This is a genomic window from Caulobacter sp. GW821-FHT10C03, assembly GCF_059415485.1.
Map to the genome: position 1 here is coordinate 90,662 of NZ_JBWKNI010000016.1, position 24,821 is coordinate 115,482.

Sequence of the window (24,821 nt, forward strand, 5' to 3'; positions counted from 1 at the left end):
GACTGGGCGCATGGCGCATTGAGCGGCCTATCGCTACCTAAACAGACCCGGGCTCCGCATCGCCGAGGGGGCACCGCCCCGGCCTTGCGCCTCGTCGAGCGGCAGGCAGCATTTCTTGTACTTGGCACCGCTGCCGCAATGGCACGGCTCATTCCGTTGGGGCTTCTTGGCGTTTAGCACCGGCACCTGGCGACGAATGGTCTGAGGCGGCGCGAGATCGGCGACCGCGACGTCCAGGTTCGCATCTTGGACCCATGGCTCATCAAGCATCACCCCAAACCGTGGGCGTCCCGTAGCCACGTCCAGACTCATGCCGAACCAGCGGCTGGCCTTGCGTTCGTACTTGCGCAGCAGGCACTGGGCCCGCAGCAGCTCCATGGCCTTGTCATCCGGTAGGCTGTTGACCTGCAGGGTCAAGCCAAGCTCGCCGACCAGGAACGCGGCGTTGTGGGGCTTGTGATCGCGCCGCGTCGCATTGACCAGGTTGTCCATCGCTTGGCTGATCCAACGAACACTGTCCTCGTCCAGTTCGAGTAGGAACAGCCCTAGCTCCAGGACCGCCGGATTGGGCTCGGCGTCGATGGTGTCGATGAAGCGCGCGACGGCGGTTCCCTGAAAGCGAGTCAGGATCCCGTCCGGCGTGCGCGGCCCTGCCGCTCCTTCGCGGCGCACGATCATCGCCGCATCAAGGCTCGAGGCGACATCGTCGTCCAGCATGACCATGTCGATGTCACTGCCGATCCACAGGTTCTGCGACAGGTGATAGCCAAGGATGGTCAGCTCGTTGCTGGCCAGGAACTTGTCGCCAGCGCGGGCGCGTAGCTCAAGATAGCTGATCAGCCGCAAGGGCGAGGTCAGCATCTCGGTGATCACGTCCAAAGCGAAGACGTCGATGACGAAAGGCGGCGCGACCTTCTCCACCGGCGTAACCTTCAGGAACTGCCGGGTCTGGAAGGCGAGCGCGGGATAGTGGTCGAGCACCAGGCAGACCGGATAGATGTGCTTGATCGGGCTTGCGAGTAGGATCGGCTGGCCCTTGTCGTCGAGCAATGTCACGCTTGGCTCCAGCAGCAGGGCCGAGCAGTCCATGGCCTGATCGCTGGCGTCCTGCACCGCGCCCTTGAAGTCCTTCTGGAGCTGAAGGTCGTTGCCCTTGCGCGCTTCCAGGGTCAGGCGCTTGGCTTTCGCTTGCAGGACTATCGCGCGATCGCCGAACAGGACGAGGACATCGATCTCGCCCCGCGTCGTGCCTTTGGCGCCGGGGATGATGACGTTGAGAAAGACCCGGGGTGCCCCGAACACCCGCCCCAGCCGCTCGGCGGCGAAAGTCTCGGTGAAGTCGCCGCGATTGTCGCTGGCCGTCCCCTTGTAGGCCTCGTCGGCCATCATCCAGAAGAAGGGCGAATCGTAAAGCGCTTCGGCCAAGCTGGCCGTATGGAAGAGTGCATAGGCGTCATCGCCCAGCCGGATGAGCGGTTGGGCATTGGCGACGTTGAAGTCGGCCAGGGCCTTGAAGTCAGCGTTGCGTTCCTCGGCGCCGGCCGTGAAGGCGTCCAGCACGGGCTTGACCTTGTCCAAGTCGAGGCGGGCCTTTCGCGCCACATCATCGGCGGTGAAAGCAAACCCGGAGAGCGCCGGCGGCTGGCCACCGGCCTTCGCCGCCGCCAAGAACGCCATGATCTTGTCGTGCTGAACGTTCTGGATGGCCCTCAAGACGTCGCGCGCCGTCGTGACGGCAAAGCCCCGATTCCTCTCCAGCCACGCATCGTCGGCCAGATACTTCCGGACCGCGAACTCCCGATACTGGAAGGGGAACGCCGACTCCGCGCCGTAGAAGATTGGCTCGCGCATCGCCTCGGCGTTCTGGAAGGGATTGAAATCCTTGTCGGGCAGCACCCCGGGCATCATGCGATCGAAGACACTTCCGAAACTGTCGTGCAGCTCCAACATCAATGCATCTGTGCGCGTGCAGTAGCCATCGACCACCGCTGGCGCTTGAGGTGTGAGATCCAGCGGCTGACGAAGCATCAGGCCGATCAAGGTCGAGGTCTCGGTTCGGATCAGTCTGTCGTGGGAGAAGATCTTGGCGAACGCATCGCCCTTCAGGCCGTTTCGGTCATAGAGGATGATGTTGTCACGCAGGCTCAGGCGCGCGATGGCCTCGATATAGCCGGGTGAGGCGCATAGCGCGGCCAGGTCGTCGAACACGACCTGCTGGGCGCGCGGCTTGTTTCTGGGCTTCATCGACACCTCCCCTTTTTTTGCGCAGCTTAGATGGTGTGCGAGCTTCCCCCCACAGTCGGGCGATAGTTTTGCCGCCCGCCTGCGTCAGGTTCGGTCGCGTGCAAAATGCGTGGATCAGGCTGAGCCTTATTTCGCAGAACGCTGACCTGATCATCCAGCTACAGACCTTCAGGAGGTCGCCTAGGAGTCACGACAAGCCGTTCGGGTCTCGGATCACGGCAAATTGGCGTGCCCCAAAGAAAAAGGCGCGGCCTCCACGGCCGCGCCCCTCTCAAAACCTCAGAGCTGGAAGAACCGCCCTCACCGCCCCGGTCGCGCGAACGCGGCAACCTTGGCCCTCGCCGCGTGCACCGGGTGCTCCGGCTCGGCGTAGCGCTGCGTCGGCGCGGCGTGCGACCCGATCCGGAACCCGCCGACGTGGTTGGCGAGGTCCGCCGCTTCGGCGCGCAGGGCGCGGGTGGCGTCGGTGGAGCGTTGGGCCATGGCGGTGTTGCGCTGGGTGACCTGGTCGAGCTGGCCGACGGCGCTGTTGACCTCGTTGAGGGCCGTGGCCTGTTCGTTGGCCGAGGCGGCGATCTCGTTGACCAGGCTGTCGATGGCGCCGACCTTGTCGACGATGCCGCGCAGGGCGTCGCCGGTCTGGCGGACCAGCTCGACGCCCTCGCCGACCTGGCGGCTGGAGTCGGAGATCAGGCTCTTGATCTCCTTGGCGGCGTCGGCCGAGCGCTGGGCCAGGGCGCGGACTTCCTGGGCCACGACCGCGAAGCCCTTGCCCGCGTCGCCGGCCCGGGCGGCTTCGACGCCGGCGTTGAGGGCCAGAAGGTTGGTCTGGAAGGCGATCTCGTCGATCACGCCCAGGATGTGGTTGACCTGGTTGGACGAGCTTTCGATCTGGCTCATGGCCTCGGCGGCGCGGGTGACCACGGCGCCCGAGCGCTGGGCCTCGGTGGCGGCCTCGCCGACGCGCGTGGAGACCTCGCGGGCGCTCTGGGCGGTCTTGGCGACGGTCGAGGTCAGCTGTTCGACGGCGGCGGCGGTCTGTTCCAGGGTGGCGGCCTGCTGCTCGCTGCGCAGGGCCAGGTCGTCGGCGGCCGAGGCGATCTCGTCGGCGCCCGAGCGGATGCCGCGGGTGGCGCGGTCGACCGCGCCCATGGCTTCGGCCAGAGCGGCGGCGGCCTGGTCGAAGTCGGACTTCAGGCTGACGAACTCGGGCGACAGAGCGCCGTCGACGCGGGCCGACAGGTCGCCGGCCGCCAGGCGCGAGAGGGCGTCGCCCACGGCGCGCACGGCGTCGGCCTGGCGCTGCTCGGCGCTGGCGCGCTCGGCCTCCAGCTGGTCGCGCTCGTCCTGCAGCAGCTCCAGATAGGTCGAGATCGCCAGGTCCATGTCGAGCATGACGGCCTTGCTCAGGGCCACCAGGCCGTCGGCCAGTTCGGCGTCGTTCTTGGCGCTGGCGAACAGGCCCTTGGCGCGCTTTTCGACCATGGCGCGGATCAGCTTCTCGGCCACCAGGGCGTAGCCGCCGATGTACCAGCGCGGCTCCAGGCCGATGACGGCGTGGGCCTTGCCGATGCGGGCGACGTCCTGCTGGTAGTCGGCGCCGTATTCGGCGGTCGCCAGGCGGCGCCAGTGCGAGGACTGGCGGGTCTGGGCGCTGCCGATGTGCGCTTCGTTGGAGAACATCTTGCGGGTCTCAGGGAAGGCCCGGACCTGGCTGTAGAAGGCGTCGAGCGCCCCGTTGATCTCGGCGTCGATCAGCGGCTTGGCCGCGCGCAGGGCGGCGCGGTCCTTGTGGTCGAACCGCATGAAGCTCATGCGCTGGTCGAGCTGGTTCTGCGCGCTCATGCCGTCACCCCGAGTCACTGAAAATCCTGGTCAGGAGAGCCGTGACGGCAATTCATTAACCAAGATTGAAACCCGGGCGGCCCAGCCGCAAATGACCGCCTGTCGAGCCGTTAAAGCTTGCGCGGGGTGTGGCGGAAGGTCGCTTTCGGGCCAGTTTCCCGGCCGGCGCTCACGCCATCCAGAGGTAGCGCCAGGTCTCCGAGATCGGGGTGTCGCCGCGCACCAGACGCAGGCTGAGCTCGGCCTGGCTGGCCGTCGGCTTGAGGCCGAAGGCGGCCCGCACCGTGGCCTCGCGCGGATAGGGCGTGATGTTGCTCCAGGTGGTCTGGCCGCCCTTGGCCTCGATCTGCAGCTTCACCCCGTCCAGCCCGTCGGCCAGCATCGGGCCGGAGAGGTCGATGGTGAACATCCGCAGGCCCGCCTGGGCGTCGGCGCCGGTGCGGGTGCGCACCACCCTGGCCTCCCCGTCGCCGATCCGCTCGCGGCCCCAATGCAGGCGGTAGGAGAGATCGACGCGCGAGCCGGCCTCCCAAGGGGCGTCCGGCCGCCAGAAGACGGCGATGTTGTCGTCGCTCTCCTTGCGGGTGGCCAGTTCGGCCAGCACCACCGCGCCCTTGCCCCAGGCGCCGAGCGGCTCGACCCACAGGCTGGGACGCAGGTCGTAGCGGGCTTCCAGGTCGCCGTAGTCCTCCAGCCGCCGGGCGCGCTGCACGAGGCCAAAGCCCTTGGGGTTCTCGTCCTGGAAGTACGACAGGCGGTGGGCGGTCGGGTTGGTCAGCGGCCGCCAGATCTGCTCGCCGGTCCCGGTCAGCATGGCGAGGCCGTCGCTGTCGTGCACGGCCGTGCGGAAGTCGTCGCCGCGCGGCCCGTCCGAGACGTTGAACAGGAACATGCTGCTCTGGGCGGCCACGCCCATCCTGGTCATCCGCACGCGCGGGAAGATCGTGGCGGTGACGTCGAACACCACCGACTGGCCGGGCCGGATCAGGAAGCTGTAGGCGCCCGTGCAGCTGGGGCTGTCCATCAGGGCGTGGACGGTGACGGTCTCGGCGTCGTCGGCCGGCCGTTCCAGCCAGAAGCGCTCGAAGCTGGGGAACTCCTCGTTGGGCTCGCCTGCGCCGATGGCCAGGCCCCGTGAGGACAGGCCGTAGAACTGGTCGCGGCCCAGGCTGCGGAAATAGCTCGCGCCCTGGAAGACGGCGATCTCGTCCAGCTTGTCGGCCCGGTTCAGCGGCCACAGCAGGCGCAGGCCCGAGAAGCCGCCGATGGCCTTGGCCGCACCCGCGTGCTCGCCGGGCACGTCGAACATCTCCGGATCGAACTGCACCGGCCGCGCGACCCCGTCCTCGACCTCATGAATCGGGAAGACGCGCGGATAGAGATAGGCCGGCGGAAAGAACTCGGCGCGGAACGGCGGCTGGCGATCGGCCCACAGGGCATGCTCGGCCCTAAAGCGGATGCGGAAATAGTCGTCGTAGGACAGGCCGGCCAGGCCCTTGTTCCCGCCCGTGGCCGGGGCGCGGTAGGGTTTCTTGGCCAGGCTTTGCGCCATGTCGCGCAGGATGTCCGGCGAGAACGGCTCGCCGGCCGATCCCGTATCGGTTTGCGCTGCGGCAAGACGGGGGAGCATGGCGACCAGAGCTCCTAGAGACAGCGCGCCGAGCGCGCCGCGACGGCTAAACGTACCGAATTCCATGCGGCCCCTTCTATGCCGCGCGCCGCTTCGGCGCTACGAACCGTACAGCGAATTAACGCGGTTTGACGGCGCCATTGCGGCGGCGCCGCATAAAGCTGCAAGACCGATCATCCGGGCCGCGCCACGATTACGACGCAACAAGCTGCGCCTTGACGCGTTTGAGCCGGCGGCGCAGTCCCTGTTAGGCTGAGTCAGCAACCTAGGGATCAGCGCGGTATATGGGCGTACGGGCGGAATTCACCCTGGAAGACAAGGACGACGGCAAGTCGGTCGTCCTGTCCGGGGACTGGACGGCGCGCGGCATGGCCGACGCGGGCCTGCGCCTTGCCGAGGCGATGAAGGGTTCGGACAAGTTCCACCTCGACCTCACCGGCATGAGCCGCTGCGACACGGCCGGCGCCTACGCCATCATCCGCGCCGCCGACGGCCGCCTGACGGCCGGGAACATCAAGGCCCGCAAGCAGACCCTGCGCCTGCTGGAGCTGGTCGGCGACGCCATCCAGGTCGAGTGCCCGCCCGACAACCGCCTGCACGGCTTCGTCGCCCTGCTCGACCGCATCGGCCGCGGCCTGTTCGACCTGCTGCATGACGGCTACGGCACGCTGGTGTTCCTGGGCCACCTGCTGACGGCCATCGGCCGCTGCATCGTCAATCCGCGCAAGATCCGCTGGGCCCCGATCATCTCCCTGTCCGAGCGCGCGGGCCTGGACGCCATGCCGATCGTGGCCACCACCACCTTCTTCATCGGCGCGGTCGTCGCCCTGCTGGGCGCCAACCTCCTGACCGACTTCGGCGCCCAGGTGTTCAGCGTCGAGCTGATCGGCGTGTCGGTGCTGCGCGAGTTCAACATCCTGATCACCGCCATCCTCCTGGCCGGCCGCTCGGCCTCCAGCTTCGCGGCCGAGATCGGCTCGATGAAGATGAACCAGGAGATCGACGCCATGCAGGTGATCGGCGTCGATCCCTACGAGGCCCTGGTCCTGCCCCGCTTCGCGGCCCTGCTGCTGACCATCCCGCTGCTGACCTTCGTGGCCACCCTGGCGGGTCTGGCCGGCGGCATCGTCGTGGTCTGGGTGGTGCTGGACCTCTCGCCCAGCTTCTTCCTGCAGCGGATGACCGACTATGTCGGCGCCACCCACTTCTGGATCGGCATGTCCAAGGCCCCGGTCATGGCCATGGTCATCGCCGCCATCGGCTGCCGCCAGGGCATGGAGGTCGGCAACGACGTCGAGTCGCTGGGCCGCCGGGTCACCGCCGCCGTGGTCCACGCCATCTTCGCCATCATCCTGATCGATGCGGTCTTCGCCCTGCTCTACATGGAGCTCGACATATGACCGCCGCTCACGCTCAAGCGACCAAACCGGAAGAGGCCGCGCCGCCGATCCAGGTCGACGGCCTGGTCTCGCGCTTCGGCGACAACACCGTGCACGACAACCTCGATCTCACCGTCGAGCGCGGCGAGGTGCTGGGCGTGGTCGGCGGCTCGGGCACCGGCAAGTCGGTGCTGCTCAACAGCATCATCGGCCTGAAGGCCCCCGACGGCGGCGTCATCCGCCTGTTCGGCGAGGACATGCAGGAGGCCTCGCGCCGCAAGTGGACGGCGCTGGAGCGCCGCTGGGGCGTGCTGTTCCAGCAGGGCGCGCTGTTCTCGAACCTGACCGTGCGCGAGAACGTCGCCGCCCCGCTGTTCGAGCACACCCGCCTGCCCAAGAGCGAGATCCTCGAACTGGCCGACCTGAAGATCGCCCTGACCGGCCTGCCCGCCCGCGCCGGCTCGCTGAAGCCGGCCGAACTGTCGGGCGGCATGCGCAAGCGCGCGGGCCTGGCCCGGGCCCTGGCGCTCGATCCCGAACTGCTGTTCCTGGACGAGCCCACCGCCGGCCTCGACCCGATCGGCGCGGCGGCCTTCGACGAGCTGATCAAGGACCTGTCCGACAGCCTCGACCTGACCGTCTTCATGATCACCCACGACCTCGACAGCCTCTACGCCATCACCGACCGCGTCGCCGTCCTGGCCGACAAGCAGGTGATCGCCCAGGCCCCCGTCGAGGAACTCGAACACTCCGACCACCCCTGGATTCAGGAATACTTCCTCGGCCCGCGCGGACGCGCGGCCGGGAAAGGCGCTACGGCGAGGAGCCGCTGATGGAAAGAAACGCCAACTACGCCCTCGTCGGCGCGGCCTGCCTGATCCTGTTCATGGGTCTGGTGGTGTTCGTGGTCTGGCTGGCCAAGCTGCAGTTCAACAAGGACTACGACCTCTACGACGTGCTGTTCGTCGGGGCGGTGCGCGGCCTGTCTGAAGGCGGCGAGGTGCACTTCAACGGCATCAAGGTCGGCGAGGTCACCAAGATCGAGCTCGACAAGGCCGACCCCAACCGCGTCATCGCCCACACCCGCCTGACCTCCGACGTGCCGGTGCGCGTCGACAGCTACGCCACGCTGGAGCCGCAGGGCATCACCGGCGTCAACTACATCCAGCTGACCGCCGGCACCTCGACCAAGCCGCTGCTGAAGGAAACGGTGAAGAAGGGCGACATCCCGATCATCCGCAGCCAGCGCAGCGCCCTCTCCGACCTGCTGGAAGGCGGCGGCACGGTGCTGACCCGCACGATCGAGGCCCTGGACCGCGTCAACCGCGTGCTGTCCGACCGCAACATCAAGACCTTCAGCGCCAGCCTGTCCGACGTCCAGTCGGTCACCGCCGAACTGCGCGAGCGCAAGGAAATCATCGCCGACGCCCAGAAGGCGCTGCAGAGCATCGACACGACGGCCCAGGAGATCGCCAACCTGTCGCGCTCGACCCAGGGCGTGGTCGACGGCGACGGCCGCAAGGCGATCAAGGACCTCGGCGCGGCCGCCGACGAGATCAAGGCGGCCGCCAAGGACGTGCGGACCATGGTCAGCAACCTGGAAGGCCCGACCAGCGACTTCGCCTCCACCGGCCTGCCGCAGCTGTCCTCGGCCATCGTCACCCTGCAGTCGGCCGCCGAATCGCTCGACCGCCTGGTCGGCGAGGTGGAGCAGAACCCGCGCGGCCTGGTGGGCAAGGCCCCGGCCAAGGAAGTGGAGATCAAGCCGTGAGCGCATTCCGGATCAAGACCCTGGTCGCCGGCGCGGCGGCCCTCGGCCTGGCGCTCAGCCTCTCGGCCTGCATCAGCGTGTTCCCCAAGGCCAAGCCGTCCGGCATGTACCGCTTCGGAACCACGCCTCCGGCGGCGGCCAAGGGTCCGCCCGGCGCGATGTTCGGCGTGCTCAAGGCCCCCACGGTCTTCACCCGCCCCTCGGCCGGCGACCGCATCCTGACCACCAGCCCCGGCGGCGAGGCGGCCTATGTCGCCGACGCCCGCTGGATCGCCCCGGCCAGCGTGCAGTTCGACGAGGCGATCGCCCGGGCCTTCGACGCCGATCCCGGCCGCGCCCGCCTGATCGGCCGCGGCGAGGTGGCCAAGGCCCAGATGGTGGTCCGGCTCGAGGTCCGCGCCTTCGAGGCCGCCTATGTGAACGGCCCCAAGGCCCCCCCCGAAATCGTCGTCCAGGTGCGCGGCGTCATCAACCGCACCGGCGACCGCGCCCTGGTCGGCGACCAGCTGTTCGAAGCCAGGGTGAAAGCCGCCGACAACCGCGTCGGCGCCATCGTCGCCGCCTTCGACCAGGCCAACGCGAAAGTCATCGGCGACATCGTCGGCTGGATCAACGCGGCCGGCGCGGGTTTGCCGGCGGAATAGAAATCCTCCCCCTCTGGGGGAGGTGTCGCGGAGCGACGGAGGGGGGCCGTTTTCAGCTTCCGAAGCGCAGGCCTTCCCCTCCCCCGTAAAATCCCCGCGAAAGCGGGGACCCAGGCTTTTCCGTTCCCTCTCCCCTTGCGGGAGAGGGTGGCCCTGCGGAGCAGGGTCGGGTGAGGGGTCTCTCAGAACTCTAAGCCGCGTGCGGCGGTTAGGCCGGGCGAAGCGTCTCACATTTGAGAGACCCCTCATCCGTCGGCCTTCGGCCGCCACCTTCTCCCGCAAGGGGAGAAGGATCGCGGACGGGGATAGAGCGCTGCCAATCCCCGTTGAGGGCGGACCAAAACCCAACCAATCCAAACCCTTACAACTTTCTCACCGCCCTGGATCAGACGCGCTCAAACCACCCGCATAATCACTGGGTCTCGCCGCACCGAAGGGGCGCGCGGCCAGCGACCATGCGGCGGCGGGATGCGATCGAGCGGGACTGGGGCGGATTGGGAAGATCCGTCGCGTCCGGGGACCTGGCGCTGGCCAGGCCCGCCCGCCGTCGGCTTGGGCGAGGATTACAGAGCACCCCTCTCCTCGTCGCCGTCCAAACGGGAAACCCGGCGGATGGTCCTGGTAAGGCGTTAAGAGCGCCGCCGCCCGGGAAGCCGGCAGCCAAACGACCGCGCGGAGCGCACGGGCTTCGTCGAAACGGTAACTGTCTACACACCTCCGGGCGTAGCCCGGGCGCTCCGCTCTCCTTCATCAACTCAGCGCAATCGCGCGTGAGATCGAGAAGTCGTGCGTCCAGGAACCTCCCCCTGTGGGGGAGGCGGCCGAAGGCCGGTGGGGGGACGTTTTCAGCTTTCGAGGCGTCGGCCGATCCCGCACCAACTCCCCCTCCGATCGCTACGCGATCGCCTCCCCCACGGGGGGAGGTTCCTCGGGAACGGCCGCCACCTTCTCCCGCAAGGGGAGAAGGACGCCCTACCCCGCCGCGCGGGCCTTGAAGCCAGCCAGGCGGTCCAGCTTGTCGAGGAGGTAGTCGTGCTCTTCGCGCGAAACGGCCTGGGACGAGGTCAGGAACCGCTGCAGCATATGCTCCTGGAAGCGTTCGCGCTCGCCGGGGCGGCCGTCGAATTCCACGCCGTGATAGGCGTCGACCCCGGCGCGGAAGGCCGGGAACAGGCGCGACGGCAGGCCGGCCCGCTCGTAGACGGCCTTCAGGCCCAGGGCCCCGGCGTCGTGCACCATCAGCCAGGTGCGGTGATGCGGAACCCCGGCCAGTTCGGAGAGACCCCACTCGAAGAAGGTCATGTGGCCCTGGGCCACGGCCCGCAGCAGCAGCGACGGCGTCAGCCGGCCCGCGCGGTGCAGGTGGGCGGCGAAGGCCTGCGGGTCGGCGGTGCGGCCGGCCTGGTCCACCAGGTCGATCGTCGCCCGCTCCTTGGCGCCGACGATGATCTCCAGCGCCCGCTCGGCCGAGAGGGCGTGGTTGTCGAGGATGTGCTCGCGCAGCTGGTCGCCGACCATGTCGATCAGGCGCTCGGTCACCGACAGCGGCAGCACCGAGCGGTAGGCCACGGCCTTGAGCACGGTCTCCGACTTGGCGAAGCGGTCCAGGGCCTTCTGCAGGGCCATGTCCGAGAAGCGGGCGTTGTCGTTGGCGCAGGCGGCGGCCACGACGTCTTCCGGCGCCTGGTCGACCAGCAGGCCGGTGACCTTGCTCGACAGCTTGGGCCGGCGGGCGATGGCCATCTGGCGCACGGGGCCGCCCAGGCGGATGATCTCGGCCAGGTCGTTGTCGTTGAACACCGGCGAGAAGCTGATCACCGGCAGCGACACGCTCTCGACGTCGCGGGCCAGACGGTTGGCGACGTCCGGCGGCAGCAGCGGCGAGGTCTTCAGCGTCACGGCGAGGGCGCGGCGCACCAGCTCGGCGGCGTCGGCGGCCATGACCCGCAGGATGTCCTGGGCCTGGAGGCGCTCGTCCTCGCTCAGTTCGGCGCGGTCGATCTTGCGGCACAGCTTGTGGGCGGCCAGCGCGCGCTCGTCAGGCGTCGCGCCCTTCACGAGCATGCGGATGTCGTCGGTGGTGAGCGCGGCGCGGGTCGTGGCCATGGGCCTGGCCTTCTGCGAATGAACGTCGAATCAAACAATGTGACGGTTAGCGTTAACGATTGTTTGCCCTGGACACCTCCCCGATTAACGATACCCCGTAACCAGCCGCAAACCGTGAGCGCATAGCGTCCTCCCCTGACTGTCCGAGGATCCGATTCTTGCTCGCCGAGCGCCGAACCCAAGACCTGACCAGGCCCGGGGCCGACACCGCGCTCGCCCTCGGCGTGCAGAGAGCGTTGCTGCCCTACGCCCTGGCCATCTTCGCCGTAAGCCTGCCGTTCTTCGTCTGGGCGGGATCGCACGCGGCCAACGCCCTGTGGATGACGATGACCTTCGCGGTCTTCGCCATCAACTGGGGCGTGTTCTATGGCGTCACCAACTGGCTCAGGACCCCGGAGGCCGAGGATCTGACCCGCCGCATGCGGCTTCAGGTCGCGGGCGGCCTGCTGTGGGCGCTGGCCGTCGTGCAGATGTCGGCCTTCGCGGAAGGCGCCGGTCCGGCCCGCGAGACCCTGCTGCTGCTGGCCGCCGCCGCCGGCATGGTCTGCATCTTCTTCGCCGCCCCCGTGCTGCCCTGCCTGATGGTCGTCGCCCCCGTGGCCGCCGCCGGTCCGCTGGTCGCCCTCTTCAGCCGGCCCGAAAGCCGCTCGGCCGGCGTCATGGCCTGGGGCGGCCTGGCGCTCGCCATGGCCATGGCCATGATCTTCAACCGCATGCTGCGCCGCCAGCACGCCCTGGCCGTCGCCCACGAGGCCCTGATCGAGGAGCGCCTGCGCGTGCTGGAGGCCGCCGAGCGCACCGCCCGCTCGAAGTCCGACATAGTCGCCACCCTCAGCCACGAGATCCGCAACGGCCTGACCGGCGTCACCCACGTGCTGGCCGCCGCCGCCGGCAAGGGCGGCCGCGCCGCGCCGTCGCGCGAGCAGCTGAACGCCGCCCTCGACGCCGCCCAGGACCTGATCGCGGTTCTGAACGCCACGCTCGACGCCGAGACCGCCGAGGCCGGCCGCCTGGCCGTCGAGCGCCAGGCCTTCGAGCCCGTCCGCCTGGTCCGCGACCTGGCCTTGCTGGAACGCCCCCACGCCCTGGCCAAGGGGCTGGAGCTGGCCGTTCACGTCGATCCGACGCTGGAGGCCCGCCTCCTCGGCGCCGCCGTCGCCGATCCGATGCGCACGCGCCAGATCATCGCCAACCTCGTCGGCAACGCGGTGAAATACACCGTCCGCGGCCGGGTCGAGGTGCGGATCGAGCCGCGCGGCGACCGCATCGCCATCGAGGTCGCCGACACCGGCCCCGGCCTGTCGGCCGAAGAACTGGAACAGGCCTTCGAGCCCTTCCGCCGCGTCGAGCGCACCGGCGCCGGCGTCAACGGCGCGGGCCTTGGCCTGTCCCTGTCGCGCCAGCTGGCCAAGCTGATGGGCGGCGCGCTGGAGACCAGCAGCGCCCTGGGCGTCGGCAGCTGCTTCACCCTGCTGCTGCCCTACGACGTCGCCGTCCCCTGCCCGCAGGAGCCGGTCGAGGAGACCCTGGCCGCCGCCGATCAGGCCCCCGACGTCCAGCGCAGCCTGCGCGTGCTGATCGCCGAGGACGACGCCCTCAACGCCGCCATGCTGCGCGCCATCCTCGAGCAGCTGGGCCACCAGGTCGTCCACGCCCAGAACGGCCGCCGCGCCGTCGATCTGGCCAAGGTCTGCGAGTTCGACCTGCTGATGCTCGACGGCCGCATGCCGGTGCTGGACGGTCCGGAGACCGCCGCCGAGATCCGCGCCCTGCCCGGCGCCAACGGCCACATGCCGATCATCGCCGTGATCGGCGGCGACGCCGACGAGGCCCGCGAGTGCACCGAGGCCGGCGCCGACACCGTACTGCGAAAGCCCGTCAGCGTGGCGGGCGTGGCCCGCGCCGTGGCCGACGCCGCCGCCCTCACCCGCCAGCCACGCGGCGAAGGGGTTCGCGGCGCGGCCTGAGAAGGCTTTCCAACGAGCGTTTGAACGCCCATCCTGCCCGCAACGAGAAAAAAAGCGGGAGGAAGCGGATGCTGCGGGACCTCAAGGTCGTCGAACTGGCCACCTACATCGCCGCCCCCGGCGCGGCGGGGATCATGGCCGACTGGGGCGCCGACGTGGTCAAGGTCGAGTCGCCGGAGGGCGACCCGATGCGGCGCTTCTTCGAGACCATCGGCGCCGACCAGGCCGCCAACCCGATCTTCGAGCTCGACAACCGCGGCAAGCGCTCGGTCGTGCTCGACATCCGCAGCCCCGCCGGGGCGGAGGCCCTGAAACGCCTCGTCGCCACGGCCGACATCTTCCTGACCAACGTCCGCCCCGCCGCCCTGCGCCGGGCGGGCCTGGACCACGAGACCCTGCTGAGCGCCTTCCCGCGCCTGATCTACTGCAGCCTGACCGGCTACGGCCTCACCGGCCCCGACGCCGACAAGCCGGGCATGGACGTCGCCGCCTTCTGGTCCCGCGCCGGGGTTGGGGCCCTGACCGCGCCCAAGGGCGCCGAGCCCTTCCCGATCCGCACCGGCATGGGCGACCACGTGACCTCGCTGGCCACGGTCTCGGCGATCTTGGCCGCCGTGCACGAGCGTCACCGGACCGGCGTCGGCCGGCTGGTCGAGACCTCGCTGCTGCGCACCGGCGCCTACGCGATCGGCTCCGACCTCGCCATCCAGCTGCACTTCGGCAAGCTGGCCTCGACCCGTCCGCGCCGCGAAGCGGTCCAGCCCCTGGCCAACTTCTTCCAGACCCGGGACGGCCGCTGGATCTGCCTGCTGGCTCGCCAGGGCGCGACTGACTGGCCGCGCATCGCCGCCGCCGTCGGCCGGCCCGAACTGGTCGACGATCCGCGCTTCTCCGGCGCCCGCGCCCGGCGCGAAAACACCACCGCCCTGGTCGACATCCTCGACGCGGCCTTCGGATCGATGGACTACCAGACCGCCGCCGCCGCCCTCGACGAAGGCGACATCACCTGGGCGCCCTGGCAGACCCCGCGCGACCTGGTCGAGGACCCGCAGGCCCTGGCCGCCGGCTGCTTCGTCGAGACGACCGCCGGCGTCCGCTCGCCCGCCGCCCCGGCCCGTTTCCCGGGGATCGAAGAACACGCCCGCACCCCCGCCCCGGCGCTCGGCGCCGACACGGCGGCCGTGCTGGCGGAGCTCGGCTATTCGGAGGAAGAGATCAGGGAGATGGGCGCTTAGCGCGCCTTGCCGCTCGAGCCGACGTTGGCGTCCGACAGCATGCGCAGCATCTCGGCCGAGAACAGGCTGTTGGCCACGCGGCTCGTGCTGCTGCCTTCGCTCTTGCCGGCCCCGAAGGCGCCGTCGAAGCCCTGCGAGCCGCGCAGCACCAGATCGACCACCGCCTGCTGCTGCTGGATGCGGTCCATCCGGCGGCCGGTGGCGTACTGCAGGAAGCCCTCGCCGTCGTCGGCCTGGCTCTCGCGCGCGGCCGGCGCGGAGACCGCGCCGCCACCGCCGGCGGTCTTGGTCAGGTTGGCGTAGACCTCGCTCACCGTGGCGGCGCGGCCGTCGCGGTAGAAGATCGAACGGTTGGCGGCCGCGGCCTCGGGGAACATCGAGGCGGCGCTGGCGCCGGGATTGTTGTTGGCGGCCTCGATCAGCCGCGCCGAGCCCTGCGGGCCCAAAAAGTGGGCGGCGTAGAGCTCGCCCGAGGTCGGCGAGCGGCCGACCCGGCCGCGCAGGTAGGAGGCGTGGTCCGAAGCCAGCTCGCCGGCCATCAGCGAAGCGGCGTGCGGATCGAGCTTGAGGCCCAGCACGGCCTTGCGGGCCTCGTCGCCGGCCACCCGGTACTTGCCGTCCGAGCCCTGCTGGATCAGGTCGGCGTAGCGGGCGTAGCCGTACTTGGCGCCGTGCTTCTTCAGCGTGGCCAGCCAGGTCTGGTCGACGAACTGGAACAGGCCCGAGGCCGAGGAGGTGCGGGCCTTGGCGGCGGGGTTGTAGCCGCTCTCGCGCTTGGCCGTGCCCATCAGGAACGTGAAATCCACCCCCGTCGCGCTGGAAGCGCGCTGGATCGCCGATTCAACGACGTTGCGGATGGATTGGACGGCCATGCCCCGAATATCTGAACGAGCATGGTTAATGCGGCCTTAACCACGTTTAACGACCCCGCCCCTGCGCGCTCCGGTCGCACCCGGACCTTACGCCTGGCGACAAAATATCACGATCGTAATTTTATCTGTTTACACACGTCATTCTCCATGTGAGCGTCGGCGTGTCGAAGTTGATCGACGCCGCTCTTTGGAGGTCGCCATGATCGCCCAACCCGCCGACTTCAACCCGCGCATCGCCGGCCTGGACCGTGACGAGAAGCGCAAGCTCTCCAAGGGGCTGGTCGCCGCCCTGGCGATCTCCGGCGCGGCGCACGTGGCTCTGTTCGCCTACATCGCGGTGCAGAAGTACGTGACGATGCCGACCGAGATCGTCGACGACGGCGGCTTCGAGCTGCAGCCGTTCGTCCCCAAGCCGCCGCCTCCGCCGCCGCCGGAAAAACCGGCGCCGACGCCGCCCCGGTCCGCCAACCCCATCCCGGTGCATCCGCCGCTGCCCACGCCGTTCCCGACGCCCGAGCCCCTGCCCGTGCCGATCCCCGAGAACCCGGGTCCGCCGACCAACGCCGAACCGCCGCGCTTCACCGCCGATCCGCCGGCGCCTCCAGGACCGCCCGCGGCCCCGGCGCCGAAGACCATCACCCGGGCGACCTGGCTGAGGATGCCCAGCGCCGACGACATGTCGCGCTATTACCCCGAAGGCGCCCAGCGGCGCGGGGTGTCGGGCGGCGCGACGCTGAACTGCGCGGTCACCGCCAAGGGCACGGTGCAGAACTGCATGGTAGTCGATGAAAACCCGGCCAGCGAGGGCTTCGGCTCCGCGGCCCTGAAACTGGCGCGGTTCTTCAAGATGAAACCGCAGCTCGAGAACGGCCAGGCGGTCGACGGCGCGCAGGTGAGGATCCCCATCCGCTTCAACGCCGCTGACTGAGGGGGCGTCGGACGGGCGACCGCGTATCGGGTCGCCCGTCCGAGTTCATCAATAGCTTTTGGCCTAATAGCTTTTGGGAAGGCCGAGCACGCGCTCGGCGATGAAGTTCAGGATCATCTCGCGGCTGACCGGCGCGATACGGGCGATCATCGCCTCGCGGAAATAGCGCTCGACGTCGTACTCCTTGGCGTAGCCCATGCCGCCATGGGCCAGCACCGAGGCCTCGCAGGCCGTGAAACCGGCTTCCGCGCCCAGGTACTTGGCGGCGTTGGCCTCGGCCCCGCAGTCCTTGCCGGCGTCGTAGAGAGCCGCGGCCTTAAAGGCCATAAGGTTGGCCGCCTCCAGCTCCGCCCACGACTTGGCCAGCGGGTGGGCCACGCCCTGGTTCTGGCCGATCGGCCGGCCGAACACCACGCGCTCCTTGGCGTAGGTCGAGGCTTTCGCCAGAGCCGCCCGGCCCAGGCCGATGGCCTCCACCGCGAACAGCACCCGCTCGGGGTTGAGGCCGTGCAGCAGGTACTGGAAGCCCTTGCCCTCCTCGCCCACCAGGTCCTCCTGGGGCACGAACAGGTCCTCGATAAAAAGCATGTTACACTCGACCGCCTTGCGGCCCATCTTCGGGATCGGCTTGGCCTCGATGTGCTCGCGGTCGGTGTAGAACAGCGACAGCCCGCCGGTCGGCTTGGCGCACTGGTCCTTGGGGGTGGTGCGGGCGATGATCAGGATCTTGTTGGCGCGCTGGGCGCCGGTCGTCCAGATCTTGCGGCCGTTGAGGCGATAGCCGCCGTCGACCTTCTCGGCCCGGGTCTCCAGGCTCGAAGTGTCCAGGCCCGAATTGGGCTCGGTGACGGCGAAGCACATCTTGTCCTCGCCCGAGATCAGGCGCGGCAGCAGGCGCTCGCGCTGCTCGTCGGTCCCGAACTTCACCAGCGGCATCGGGCCGAAGATGTTGAGGTGGATGGCCGAGGCGCCGGAGAAGCCCGCGCCCGACTGGGCCACGGTCTGCATCATCACGGCCGCCTCGGTCAGGCCCAGGCCCGCCCCGCCGACGCTCTCGGGCATGGCCACGCCCAGCCAGCCGCCTTCGGCGATGGCGGCCACGAAGGCCTCGGGGAAGTTTCCGGTCTCGTCGGTCCGCCGCCAGTACTCGTCGTCGAAGGCGGCGCACACCTTGGCCACGCCTTCGCGGATCGCTTCCTGTTCCTCGGTCAGCCAGAAACCGGCCATGTCGTCCCTTCCCTGCGCTCTGTCGTTCTTTTCTAGCCTTCGAAACGCCGCGGGTCGAAGGCGGCCGCGTCCTCTCCGGGATCGGCGCCCGTCAGATACGCCGCGACCATGTCGGCCACAAGCGGAGCGAGCAGCCAGCCGTTGCGGCGCGCGCCCGCCGCCAGGATCACGCCCGCCGCCCGGCTTTCGCCGACCAGAGGAAGACCGTCCGACGTCGAGGCGCGCACGCCAACCTCGATGCTGGCCGACGCGCCGGCTAGTTCGGGCCGCAAGCGTTCAGCGGCGGCGCGCAGCGGTTCGACCACCGCCGGGTCGGCCTCGCGGTCGTCGCGCCCGGCCTCCATCGTCGCCCCGATCGCGGGTCTCGGCCCCGGCGCGACATAGACCCCCTTGCCCCGCAGCACCGGCCCTTCGGCCATCGGCGCATCGAAGCGCAGGATCTGGCCCTTGATCGGCGTCAGGGCCGACAGTTCGGGCGCGAGCCCCTCGCCGCCCGCGCCGGTCGCCACGACCAGGGCGTCGAAGGCCAGGACCGCGCCGTCGGCCAGGGTCAGCCGACCGTCCGCGAAGGCGGTCGCCGCGCGGGGATCGAAGACGGCGCCCGCTTCCGAAGCGGCGTCACGCAGAGTGGCCAGGGTCTGGCGCGCGTCCAGTCGCCAGTCCTCGTCGCTGAACAGGCCGTCCGGCGTACGCGAAAAGTCCGCGCCGGCCTCGACCAGGGCGGCCTCGATCTCGGCCAGAAAAGACGCTTCGCCCTCGATGGAGAGACCGCCGCGATCAAGCGCGATCCCCAGGTCCTCGGCGAAGGCTCTCCAGCGATCGCGGCCCCGCCGCAGCACGGGCATGTGCCCGCGCGACACCGGATCGAACACCGCCTCGGCCGCCGGCGCCAGCATGCCCGCGGCCACGCCGGAGGCGTTGTCGCCCGGCGCCGCGGGGTCGAACACCGTCACCTGGAAGCCGAGTCGGGAGAGAATCAGCGCCGTCGCCGACCCGAAGGCCCCGGCTCCGGCCACCGCCACGGGCGCGCCTGACTGCAAAATCATGGGCGGCAGACACCGCCCGGCGACCGAAAGGTCAAGTCAGAATGCTTTTACGTCGCCCAGACGACGTTTCAGGGGCTGCTTTTGTGTCGAGTTAGCGACATGCGACGTCGTGGCGACGTGACGGAATACGATCAGCGGTCTATTCTGCCCATTAAACAACCGCACCACGTGCATCGCGGTCCGCCGAGGACGAGACAGAATGACCCAGAAGCCCGCCGTCGATCCCGCCCATCCCGTCGACATCTATGTGGGCGCCCGTATGCGGATTCGACGCAAGGTCCTCGGCTTGAGCCAGACGCAGCTCGCCGACGCCCTGGGCATCACCTTCCAGCAGATCCAGAAGTACGAACGCGGCGCCAACCGCATCAGCGCCAGCAAGCTCTATGACGCCGCCCGCCTGCTGCAGTCGCCGGTGTCCTACTTTTTCGAAGGCCTGGACGAGACCGACAACGGCGAGGACGACGGCGTCGCCCAGCGCATGACCCAGTTCGTGGCCACGCCCGAGGGTCTGGAACTGGCCGACCTGTTCCCCCGCCTCGGCGACCGTCGCCTGCGCCGCCGCGTGGTCGACCTGGTCAAAGCCATGGTGGACGACGATCCGGCCTGACCCTGGACCTCGTCCCTCCGTTAAAGCAACGCCTTCCTCGCCGCCGGCCAGGAAGGCGTTTCTGTTTTGAGCCGAGCGCCCCCTACAGCGCCGCCCGCAGCGTCAGCCCGCCCACCCAGGCGTCCGGGATCGAGCCCGTCGCCCCTGGGCGATGGATGAACTGCAGGTTCGGCCGCACCACCAGCCATCCCGTCGCCTGGGCCGCATAGAAGGCCTCGACCGAGCTCTCGCTGGTCTGCACCCCGCTCCAGTCTCCGGTCAGGGTCGCCCGCTCGCGCTGGGCGTCTTCCAGCCGCTCGTTGACCCGCACATAGGCGACGGCGACGCCGGTCTTGTCCTTGGGTCGGCTGGCGAACGGCGCGGTGCGCACCAGGCCCGCGCTGTAGAAATGGCTGTAGCGCGCCGTCGAGCGATCGAAAGCCAGGGCGTTGGCGAAGACGCTCAAGGCCGCCGGTCCCTTGCGCCAGACCATCTGCTCGCCCATCGCCCAGGCGCCCCAGCGGCTGTCCTCCAGCGCCGGGCTCGTGCCGTTCAGCACGTACGACCGGCCCAGGGCGTCGCTGTAGACATTCGAGCGCTCGGCCGTCTCGTAGTAGCCGCCCACGTGATAGAAGCCCGGCAGGCTGCCTGGCCCCTTGTCGGGCTTGGCCCAGCCGATCTCGACCGGCAGCAGCACGCCGTTGGAGTCGATGGCCAGGTTCCAGCCCTTGTTCTCCTGCACGCGGTAGGCGTTGACCTCGTAGACCCCGGCCGTGACCGTCCAGTCCTTGGCCGGCCGCAGCCGCGCCCGCGCGGCCCAGCGCGGGGCCGGATAGCCCGAGAAGCCGCTGTTGTAGAGTAGCGCCGGCGAGCGCGGGCAGAAGGCGAAGTTCTGGAAGTTGCAGTTCAGGGCCGACGAGCCGAAGTCGTCGCCGGTGTGCATCAGGCCGGCCTTCACGTTGAACTTGTCACCGGCGAAGCCTTGTGCCCAGGTCAGCTCGGAGATGCGGAAGTCCATGCCCGCGCCATAAAGCTCCTGCACCATAAAGAGGTTGCCGACGCCCTCGGTCGAGAGGTTGCGGCCGGTGCGCTCCTCGACGGCGATGTTGACCACCGCGCCGTCGATCCCGGCCAGCTTGCTCATGTCGAGCACGGCGCGGGCGTTGAGTTCCTGGGTGTAGCCGCCGACGCCGCCGCCCTCCTTGCCGCCCGACAGGGTCAGGGCGCTTTCGGAAGCGTAGCCGAGGCTGAGGGTCACGCCCTTGGCCTTGAGCCGCGAGCGCAGGCCGCCCCAGTCGCCGGTCAGGGTGGAGCGGACCTTCCAGTCCTGGCTTGGTTGGGCCGGCTCGGCCGCTTGCGCCGCACCGGTCAAAGCCAGCACTGAGGGCGCCAGCATCGAGGCGGCCAGCATCAGGATCCGCGACATGGAACCTCCTTCGCGGTCCGGCAGGATCCGCGTCTCTAAAGTCGATGGGGGACCGGGCTCCGCCCTTGGGGGCACGCGGAGCCCGGTCGTTCAGCGCGCCAGGGGGGATGGCGCGCTGAAGCTGGACGTCGCGCCGCCGGCCGAAGTGGCCGTGGCGGTCAGGAACTGGGCGGACAGGTCTTTCGGCAACGGGATGGCGAAGCGCGCCTCCCCGTCGGCATTGGCGGCGACCACCTGGTCGGCGACGAAGGTCTCGCCCTGGTTGGCGTCGGCCGTGCGGTTGGCGAACAGTTCGACCGTGACCACCTGACCGGGCGAGGCCTTGACCGTTCCCTCGACGGCGCCGGCCTTGACGCCCTCGATGACGGGCGCGGCCTGGCCGCCATTGGGCAGGCCCTGACAGGGCTGCGCCTCGGGGCAGATGCGGGCCATCTTGCTGGTGTCGGTCGAGACGCCGTAGCCGCGCTTGCCCACGAAGCTGGCGTGCTCCAGGCCCGGCAGGCCCAGCACGATCCCGCCCTTGGCCAGCTTGGGATCGCAGCTGCCGCCGGCCGAGCAGCGGCTGATCGGGGCGGCGTTGGCGAAGATGCGGTTGCGGCTGATGCGATTGGCGGTCGCGCCGGCCTCGGACCGTACGGCCACGCCCACGGCGTTGCCGTTGATGACGTTGCCGTCGACGATGTTCCCGTCGCCGGTCAGGCTGATCCCGAAGCCGTTGGCCCGGAAGACGTTGGCGCCGAGATAGTTGCGGCTGCCCCAGTTGATCTGCAGGCCGTCGGTGTAGTTCTGGAAGAGGTTGCGCACGACGGTGTTGTCGTTGCCGCGCAGGATCTCGATCCCCTGCGAGGGCTCCAGATTGTCCTCGCCGGCGTCGAACACGTTGTCGGCCACCAGGTTGAAGGCCGCGCCGCGGGTCAGCTCCAGCCCATCGCCGTTCTCGTAGAAGACGTTGCGCAGGACCTTGTTGTTGATCGTGGTGGTGGCGGTCGAGCCGCCCTGCCCGTCGTCGCCGCTGAACATCACCCCGGCCCCGCCGATGTTCCGCACGAAGCGGTTGTCGTGGAAGACCGAGTTGCTGGTCCGCAGCACCAGCACGCCGATGCAGAAGTTGCGCACCTCCAGGCCCGTCAGCTCGACCTCGCGGGTGTCGATCAGAGCCAGGCCAGGCTTGGTGGTGGTGCGGATGTTGGTGCCGTACTCGGCCGGATTGGCCCCGGGGCAGTCCTTGAGGTCGCGCTTGACGTAGCCCGAGCCGTCGATGACGGCGTAGCGGCCGTCGGCCTTCCAGGCTGTGCCCTCGATCTTCACCGGCCCCTTGATGGGCGGCAGCGGCGAGTCGACGCGCAGTTCGATGGGGCCCGGACCGGTCGGGACGATCTCGATGCGGTAGCGGCCGGGCGCGGCGTTGCTGGTCTCGAGCGCCCAGCGCAGCGAGCCAGGCTGGCCGTCGTCGGCCGGGCGGTCGACCTTCAATACTTCGCGCGTGTCGGGCGTGACCGCGGTCTGGGCCTGGACGGCCGCCGGAAGGATGGCCGCGACGGCGGCAAGCAGGAGGAGCTTTCGCATGGCGTCTTCCTTGTGGTTTTGCGTCAGGCCGAAGCCAGGGCGCGCGGGGCGTGTCGGCGGATGAGCGCCAGGCTGACGAGGGTGAAGGTCATGGTCAGGGCGATCGCGCCGAAATAGGCCGCGCCTCCGGTCGAGACGACAGCCGCTCCGACGAAGGAACTGACGATCGCGCCCAGGCGTCCGACGGCGGCGGTGGCGCCGACGCCGGTGGCCCGCACCGCGGCCGGATAGACCTGGGCGGCCAGGGCGTAGAGCGTGGTCTGCACGCCGTTGATGAAGGCCCCGGCGACGAACAGCCCGGCCATCAGGCGGGTCGCGCCATGGCCTGCGTCCAGCGGGGTCAGGGCCAGCAGGGCGCACGAGATCACCGCGCCGCCCGCCATGACCAGCATCGAGACCCGCGAGCCGTAGCGCAGGATCGCCCAGGCCCCGGCCACCGCGCCCAGCACGCCGCCGAGATTGAAGGCCGCCAGGCCGTTGCTCGACACGGCCAGGTCGAAGCCCGACGCCGACAGCATCGACGGCGCCCAGCTGAACACGACATAGGTCGACAGGATGCAGAAGAAGAACGCGCCCCACAGGGCCACGGTGTCGAGACGGAAGGCCTGGTCGAACAACTGGCCGAACGAGGCGCGCTTTACCTGGGTCTCGCCGTGGTCGGTGAAGCCGGCGCCGTCGTGGGCGTGGCCCATGCGGGCCATGACCTTGTCCAGCTCGCCGGCGCGGCTCGGACGGCCGGCCAAGTAGCGCGGCGATTCCGGCAGCCAGACCGCCAGCACGCCGGTCAGGATCAGCGGCGCGATCCCGCCCATGATGAACAGCGCCCGCCAGCCCAGGCTCGGCAGGGTGTGGGCGGCGATCAGGCCGCCGACCAGGCCGCCCAGCGGGATGCAGACGATGCCCAGGGTCACCGCCAGGCTGCGGCGGCGGGTGGGGCTGAACTCGGCGATCAGGGTGGTGGCGTTGGGCATGGCCGCGCCGAGGCCAAAGCCCGAGATGGTCCGCAACACGCCCAGCCAGACAAGGTTCGGCGCGAAGGCCGAGGCCAGGGTGGAGACGCCGAACAGGGCCACCGCCGCGATCAGCGCCGTGCGCCGCCCGGCCCGGTCGCCGAGCATGCCGCCCAGGGCCGTGCCCAGGCTCATGCCCAGGAAGCCGATGGCGAAGATCGGGGCGAAGGCGGCGCGGCTGACGCCCCATTCCTTGACGATGGCCGGAATGGCGAAGCCCAGCACCTGGTTGTCGAAGCCGTCGAGGATCACCGCCAGGGCGGTCATGAACAGGACGAGCTTCTGGTAGCCGCCCCACGGGCCGTGATCGAGCAGCGGGCCGATCTCGACGGGCTTGGCGCCCATCTGGGAAGCTTGGGACATGGCGGCGTTCCTCAAACGATCGAGACGATCTTGCCGGCCGCTTCGCGCAGCACCGGCAGGACGGTGTCGATCAGTTGCTGGGGCGTGGTGCGGCTGGCGTGGGTGGAGACGTTGATCGCCGCCGCCACCCGGCCGGTGCGGTCGCGCAGCGGCACGGCGATGGACAAAAGGCCGATCTCCAGCTCCTGGTCGGTCAGCGACCAGCCCTGCTGGGCGGTGCGCTTCAGGATCGCCCGCAGCTCCTCGGTGTCGGTGACGGTGTTGGGGGTCAGCTTCTCGAAGGTGCGGCCTTCGAGCATGCGGTCCAGCTCGGCCGGCGGCAGATGCGCCAGCAGCATGCGGCCCATCGAGGTGTGGAAGGCCGGCAGGCGGCTGCCCACCCGCAGGCCCACGGTCATGATCCGGCTGGCGGCGACCCGGGCGACATAGACGATCTCGTCGCCGTCCAGGACGCTGGCCGAGCACGACTCGCCGATGCGGCGGGTGACGTCGGTCAGCACGGTCTGCGCCGACTCCCACATGCCCAGGGTCGACAGATAGGCGAAGCCCAGGTCCAGCACCCGGGGGGCCAGACCGAAGGTCTTGCCGTCGCTGAAGGCGTAGCCCTCGTCCACCAGCGTTAGAAGGAAGCGGCGGGCGGCGGCGCGGGTCAGGCCCGTGCGCTCGGCCACCTGGCTCAGCGTCATCCTGGGGTGATCGGCGTCGAAGGCCCGGATCACGTCGAGGCCGCGGGCGAACGCCTGCACGTAGTCCTTGCCTGGGGCCGAAGCCGTCACGTTTCTCACCCTTTTTGTCATCTTTGTCAGAAGTTTCGACATTTGTGCGCAATGCGAACATTTGTGCGAAATTTCGATGTCGGGGATTGAAAGCGCAAAACGAAGCCGACCGCAAGCGCCGTGTCTTCCCCAACGGAAACTTCCAGATCCGTCAAAAATGGCCGGTGCGGAGATCCCCTCTCCGGCTCTGCTTCAATCGG

At 69.4% G+C, this 24,821-nt stretch carries 19 protein-coding genes; 8 read left to right on the plus strand and 11 right to left on the minus strand.

What is annotated here, in order from left to right:
• Positions 1-33: 33 nt before the first annotated feature.
• The 3 genes from AC07NG_RS19160 to AC07NG_RS19170 all read right to left on the minus strand — a co-directional run bounded on the left by AC07NG_RS19160 (position 34) and on the right by AC07NG_RS19170 (position 5,719).
• Complete coding sequence (locus tag AC07NG_RS19160) at positions 34-2,244, minus strand: nuclease-related domain-containing protein (protein ID WP_494595700.1); 2,211 nt, start codon at positions 2,242-2,244, stop codon at positions 34-36.
• Between the two features lie 300 nt (positions 2,245-2,544).
• A complete protein-coding gene (locus tag AC07NG_RS19165; RefSeq protein ID WP_494595701.1) occupies positions 2,545-4,089 on the minus strand; it encodes a globin-coupled sensor protein in 1,545 nt (514 codons plus the stop codon).
• Between the two features lie 169 nt (positions 4,090-4,258).
• Positions 4,259-5,719, minus strand: a complete 1,461-nt coding sequence (locus tag AC07NG_RS19170; RefSeq protein ID WP_494595703.1) for a glucan biosynthesis protein G — start codon at positions 5,717-5,719, stop codon at positions 4,259-4,261.
• Positions 5,720-6,003: 284 nt separating this feature from the next.
• Here AC07NG_RS19170 and AC07NG_RS19175 point away from each other — a divergent pair, with 284 nt between their 5' ends.
• Genes AC07NG_RS19175 through AC07NG_RS19190 form a run of 4 tightly spaced genes read left to right on the plus strand, consistent with a single transcriptional unit; the run spans position 6,004 to position 9,513 of the window.
• The gene (locus tag AC07NG_RS19175) at positions 6,004-7,119 is read left to right on the plus strand and encodes an MlaE family ABC transporter permease (RefSeq protein ID WP_492855872.1); all 1,116 of its coding nucleotides are present in this window, start codon (positions 6,004-6,006) and stop codon (positions 7,117-7,119) included.
• A complete protein-coding gene (locus tag AC07NG_RS19180; protein WP_487291709.1) occupies positions 7,116-7,931 on the plus strand; it encodes an ABC transporter ATP-binding protein in 816 nt (271 codons plus the stop codon). The genes AC07NG_RS19175 and AC07NG_RS19180 overlap by 4 nt, the downstream gene beginning before the upstream one ends.
• Positions 7,931-8,869 carry an MlaD family protein gene (locus AC07NG_RS19185; protein ID WP_110121203.1) on the plus strand — a complete coding sequence of 313 codons (939 nt, stop codon included), beginning with the start codon at positions 7,931-7,933 and terminating at the stop codon, positions 8,867-8,869. Before AC07NG_RS19180 ends, AC07NG_RS19185 begins: the two co-directional genes overlap by 1 nt.
• On the plus strand, positions 8,866-9,513 hold the full coding sequence (locus AC07NG_RS19190) for an ABC-type transport auxiliary lipoprotein family protein (protein WP_494595705.1): 648 nt from the start codon (positions 8,866-8,868) through the stop codon (positions 9,511-9,513). The genes AC07NG_RS19185 and AC07NG_RS19190 overlap by 4 nt, the downstream gene beginning before the upstream one ends.
• A gap of 972 nt (positions 9,514-10,485) precedes the next feature.
• Here AC07NG_RS19190 and spbR read toward each other — a convergent pair.
• Positions 10,486-11,619: a pole-localized protein SpbR gene (gene spbR / locus AC07NG_RS19195; RefSeq protein WP_492857477.1), complete on the minus strand. Its 1,134-nt coding sequence runs from the start codon at positions 11,617-11,619 to the stop codon at positions 10,486-10,488.
• A gap of 158 nt (positions 11,620-11,777) precedes the next feature.
• Between spbR and AC07NG_RS19200 the strand changes: the two genes are divergently transcribed.
• Positions 11,778-13,586, plus strand: coding sequence for an ATP-binding protein (locus tag AC07NG_RS19200; protein ID WP_494595706.1), 1,809 nt, complete (start codon positions 11,778-11,780; stop codon positions 13,584-13,586).
• A gap of 68 nt (positions 13,587-13,654) precedes the next feature.
• Positions 13,655-14,821: a CaiB/BaiF CoA transferase family protein gene (locus AC07NG_RS19205; RefSeq protein ID WP_494595707.1), complete on the plus strand. Its 1,167-nt coding sequence runs from the start codon at positions 13,655-13,657 to the stop codon at positions 14,819-14,821.
• Here AC07NG_RS19205 and AC07NG_RS19210 read toward each other — a convergent pair.
• On the minus strand, positions 14,818-15,693 hold the full coding sequence (locus AC07NG_RS19210; protein ID WP_494595709.1) for a transglycosylase SLT domain-containing protein: 876 nt from the start codon (positions 15,691-15,693) through the stop codon (positions 14,818-14,820). The genes AC07NG_RS19205 and AC07NG_RS19210 overlap by 4 nt on opposite strands.
• 199 nt (positions 15,694-15,892) lie before the next feature.
• On the opposite strand from AC07NG_RS19210, the gene AC07NG_RS19215 reads away from it, so the two are divergent.
• Positions 15,893-16,621: an energy transducer TonB family protein gene (locus tag AC07NG_RS19215; protein WP_494595710.1), complete on the plus strand. Its 729-nt coding sequence runs from the start codon at positions 15,893-15,895 to the stop codon at positions 16,619-16,621.
• 63 nt (positions 16,622-16,684) lie between these two features.
• Here AC07NG_RS19215 and AC07NG_RS19220 read toward each other — a convergent pair whose 3' ends face one another.
• Both AC07NG_RS19220 and AC07NG_RS19225 read right to left on the minus strand, forming a co-directional pair.
• Positions 16,685-17,848 (minus strand): acyl-CoA dehydrogenase family protein, encoded by a 1,164-nt coding sequence (locus AC07NG_RS19220; RefSeq protein WP_492857482.1) that lies wholly within the window; start codon positions 17,846-17,848, stop codon positions 16,685-16,687.
• A 32-nt stretch (positions 17,849-17,880) separates the two neighbouring features.
• A complete protein-coding gene (locus AC07NG_RS19225; RefSeq protein WP_494595712.1) occupies positions 17,881-18,894 on the minus strand; it encodes an NAD(P)/FAD-dependent oxidoreductase in 1,014 nt (337 codons plus the stop codon).
• Between the two features lie 199 nt (positions 18,895-19,093).
• Between AC07NG_RS19225 and AC07NG_RS19230 the strand changes: the two genes are divergently transcribed.
• Entirely contained in the window at positions 19,094-19,501 is a 408-nt protein-coding gene (locus AC07NG_RS19230; protein ID WP_110122149.1) for a helix-turn-helix domain-containing protein, read from the plus strand.
• Between the two features lie 82 nt (positions 19,502-19,583).
• On the opposite strand, the gene AC07NG_RS19235 is transcribed toward AC07NG_RS19230, so the two are convergent.
• The 4 genes from AC07NG_RS19235 to AC07NG_RS19250 all read right to left on the minus strand — a co-directional run bounded on the left by AC07NG_RS19235 (position 19,584) and on the right by AC07NG_RS19250 (position 24,621).
• Positions 19,584-20,906, minus strand: a complete 1,323-nt coding sequence (locus AC07NG_RS19235) for a carbohydrate porin (RefSeq protein ID WP_494595714.1) — start codon at positions 20,904-20,906, stop codon at positions 19,584-19,586.
• A gap of 90 nt (positions 20,907-20,996) precedes the next feature.
• On the minus strand, positions 20,997-22,472 hold the full coding sequence (locus AC07NG_RS19240; protein ID WP_494595715.1) for a NosD domain-containing protein: 1,476 nt from the start codon (positions 22,470-22,472) through the stop codon (positions 20,997-20,999).
• A 23-nt stretch (positions 22,473-22,495) separates the two neighbouring features.
• Positions 22,496-23,845, minus strand: coding sequence for an MFS transporter (locus AC07NG_RS19245; protein WP_494595717.1), 1,350 nt, complete (start codon positions 23,843-23,845; stop codon positions 22,496-22,498).
• Positions 23,846-23,856: 11 nt separating this feature from the next.
• A complete protein-coding gene (locus AC07NG_RS19250; protein ID WP_487291696.1) occupies positions 23,857-24,621 on the minus strand; it encodes an IclR family transcriptional regulator domain-containing protein in 765 nt (254 codons plus the stop codon).
• Between the last annotated feature and the right edge of the window lie 200 nt (positions 24,622-24,821).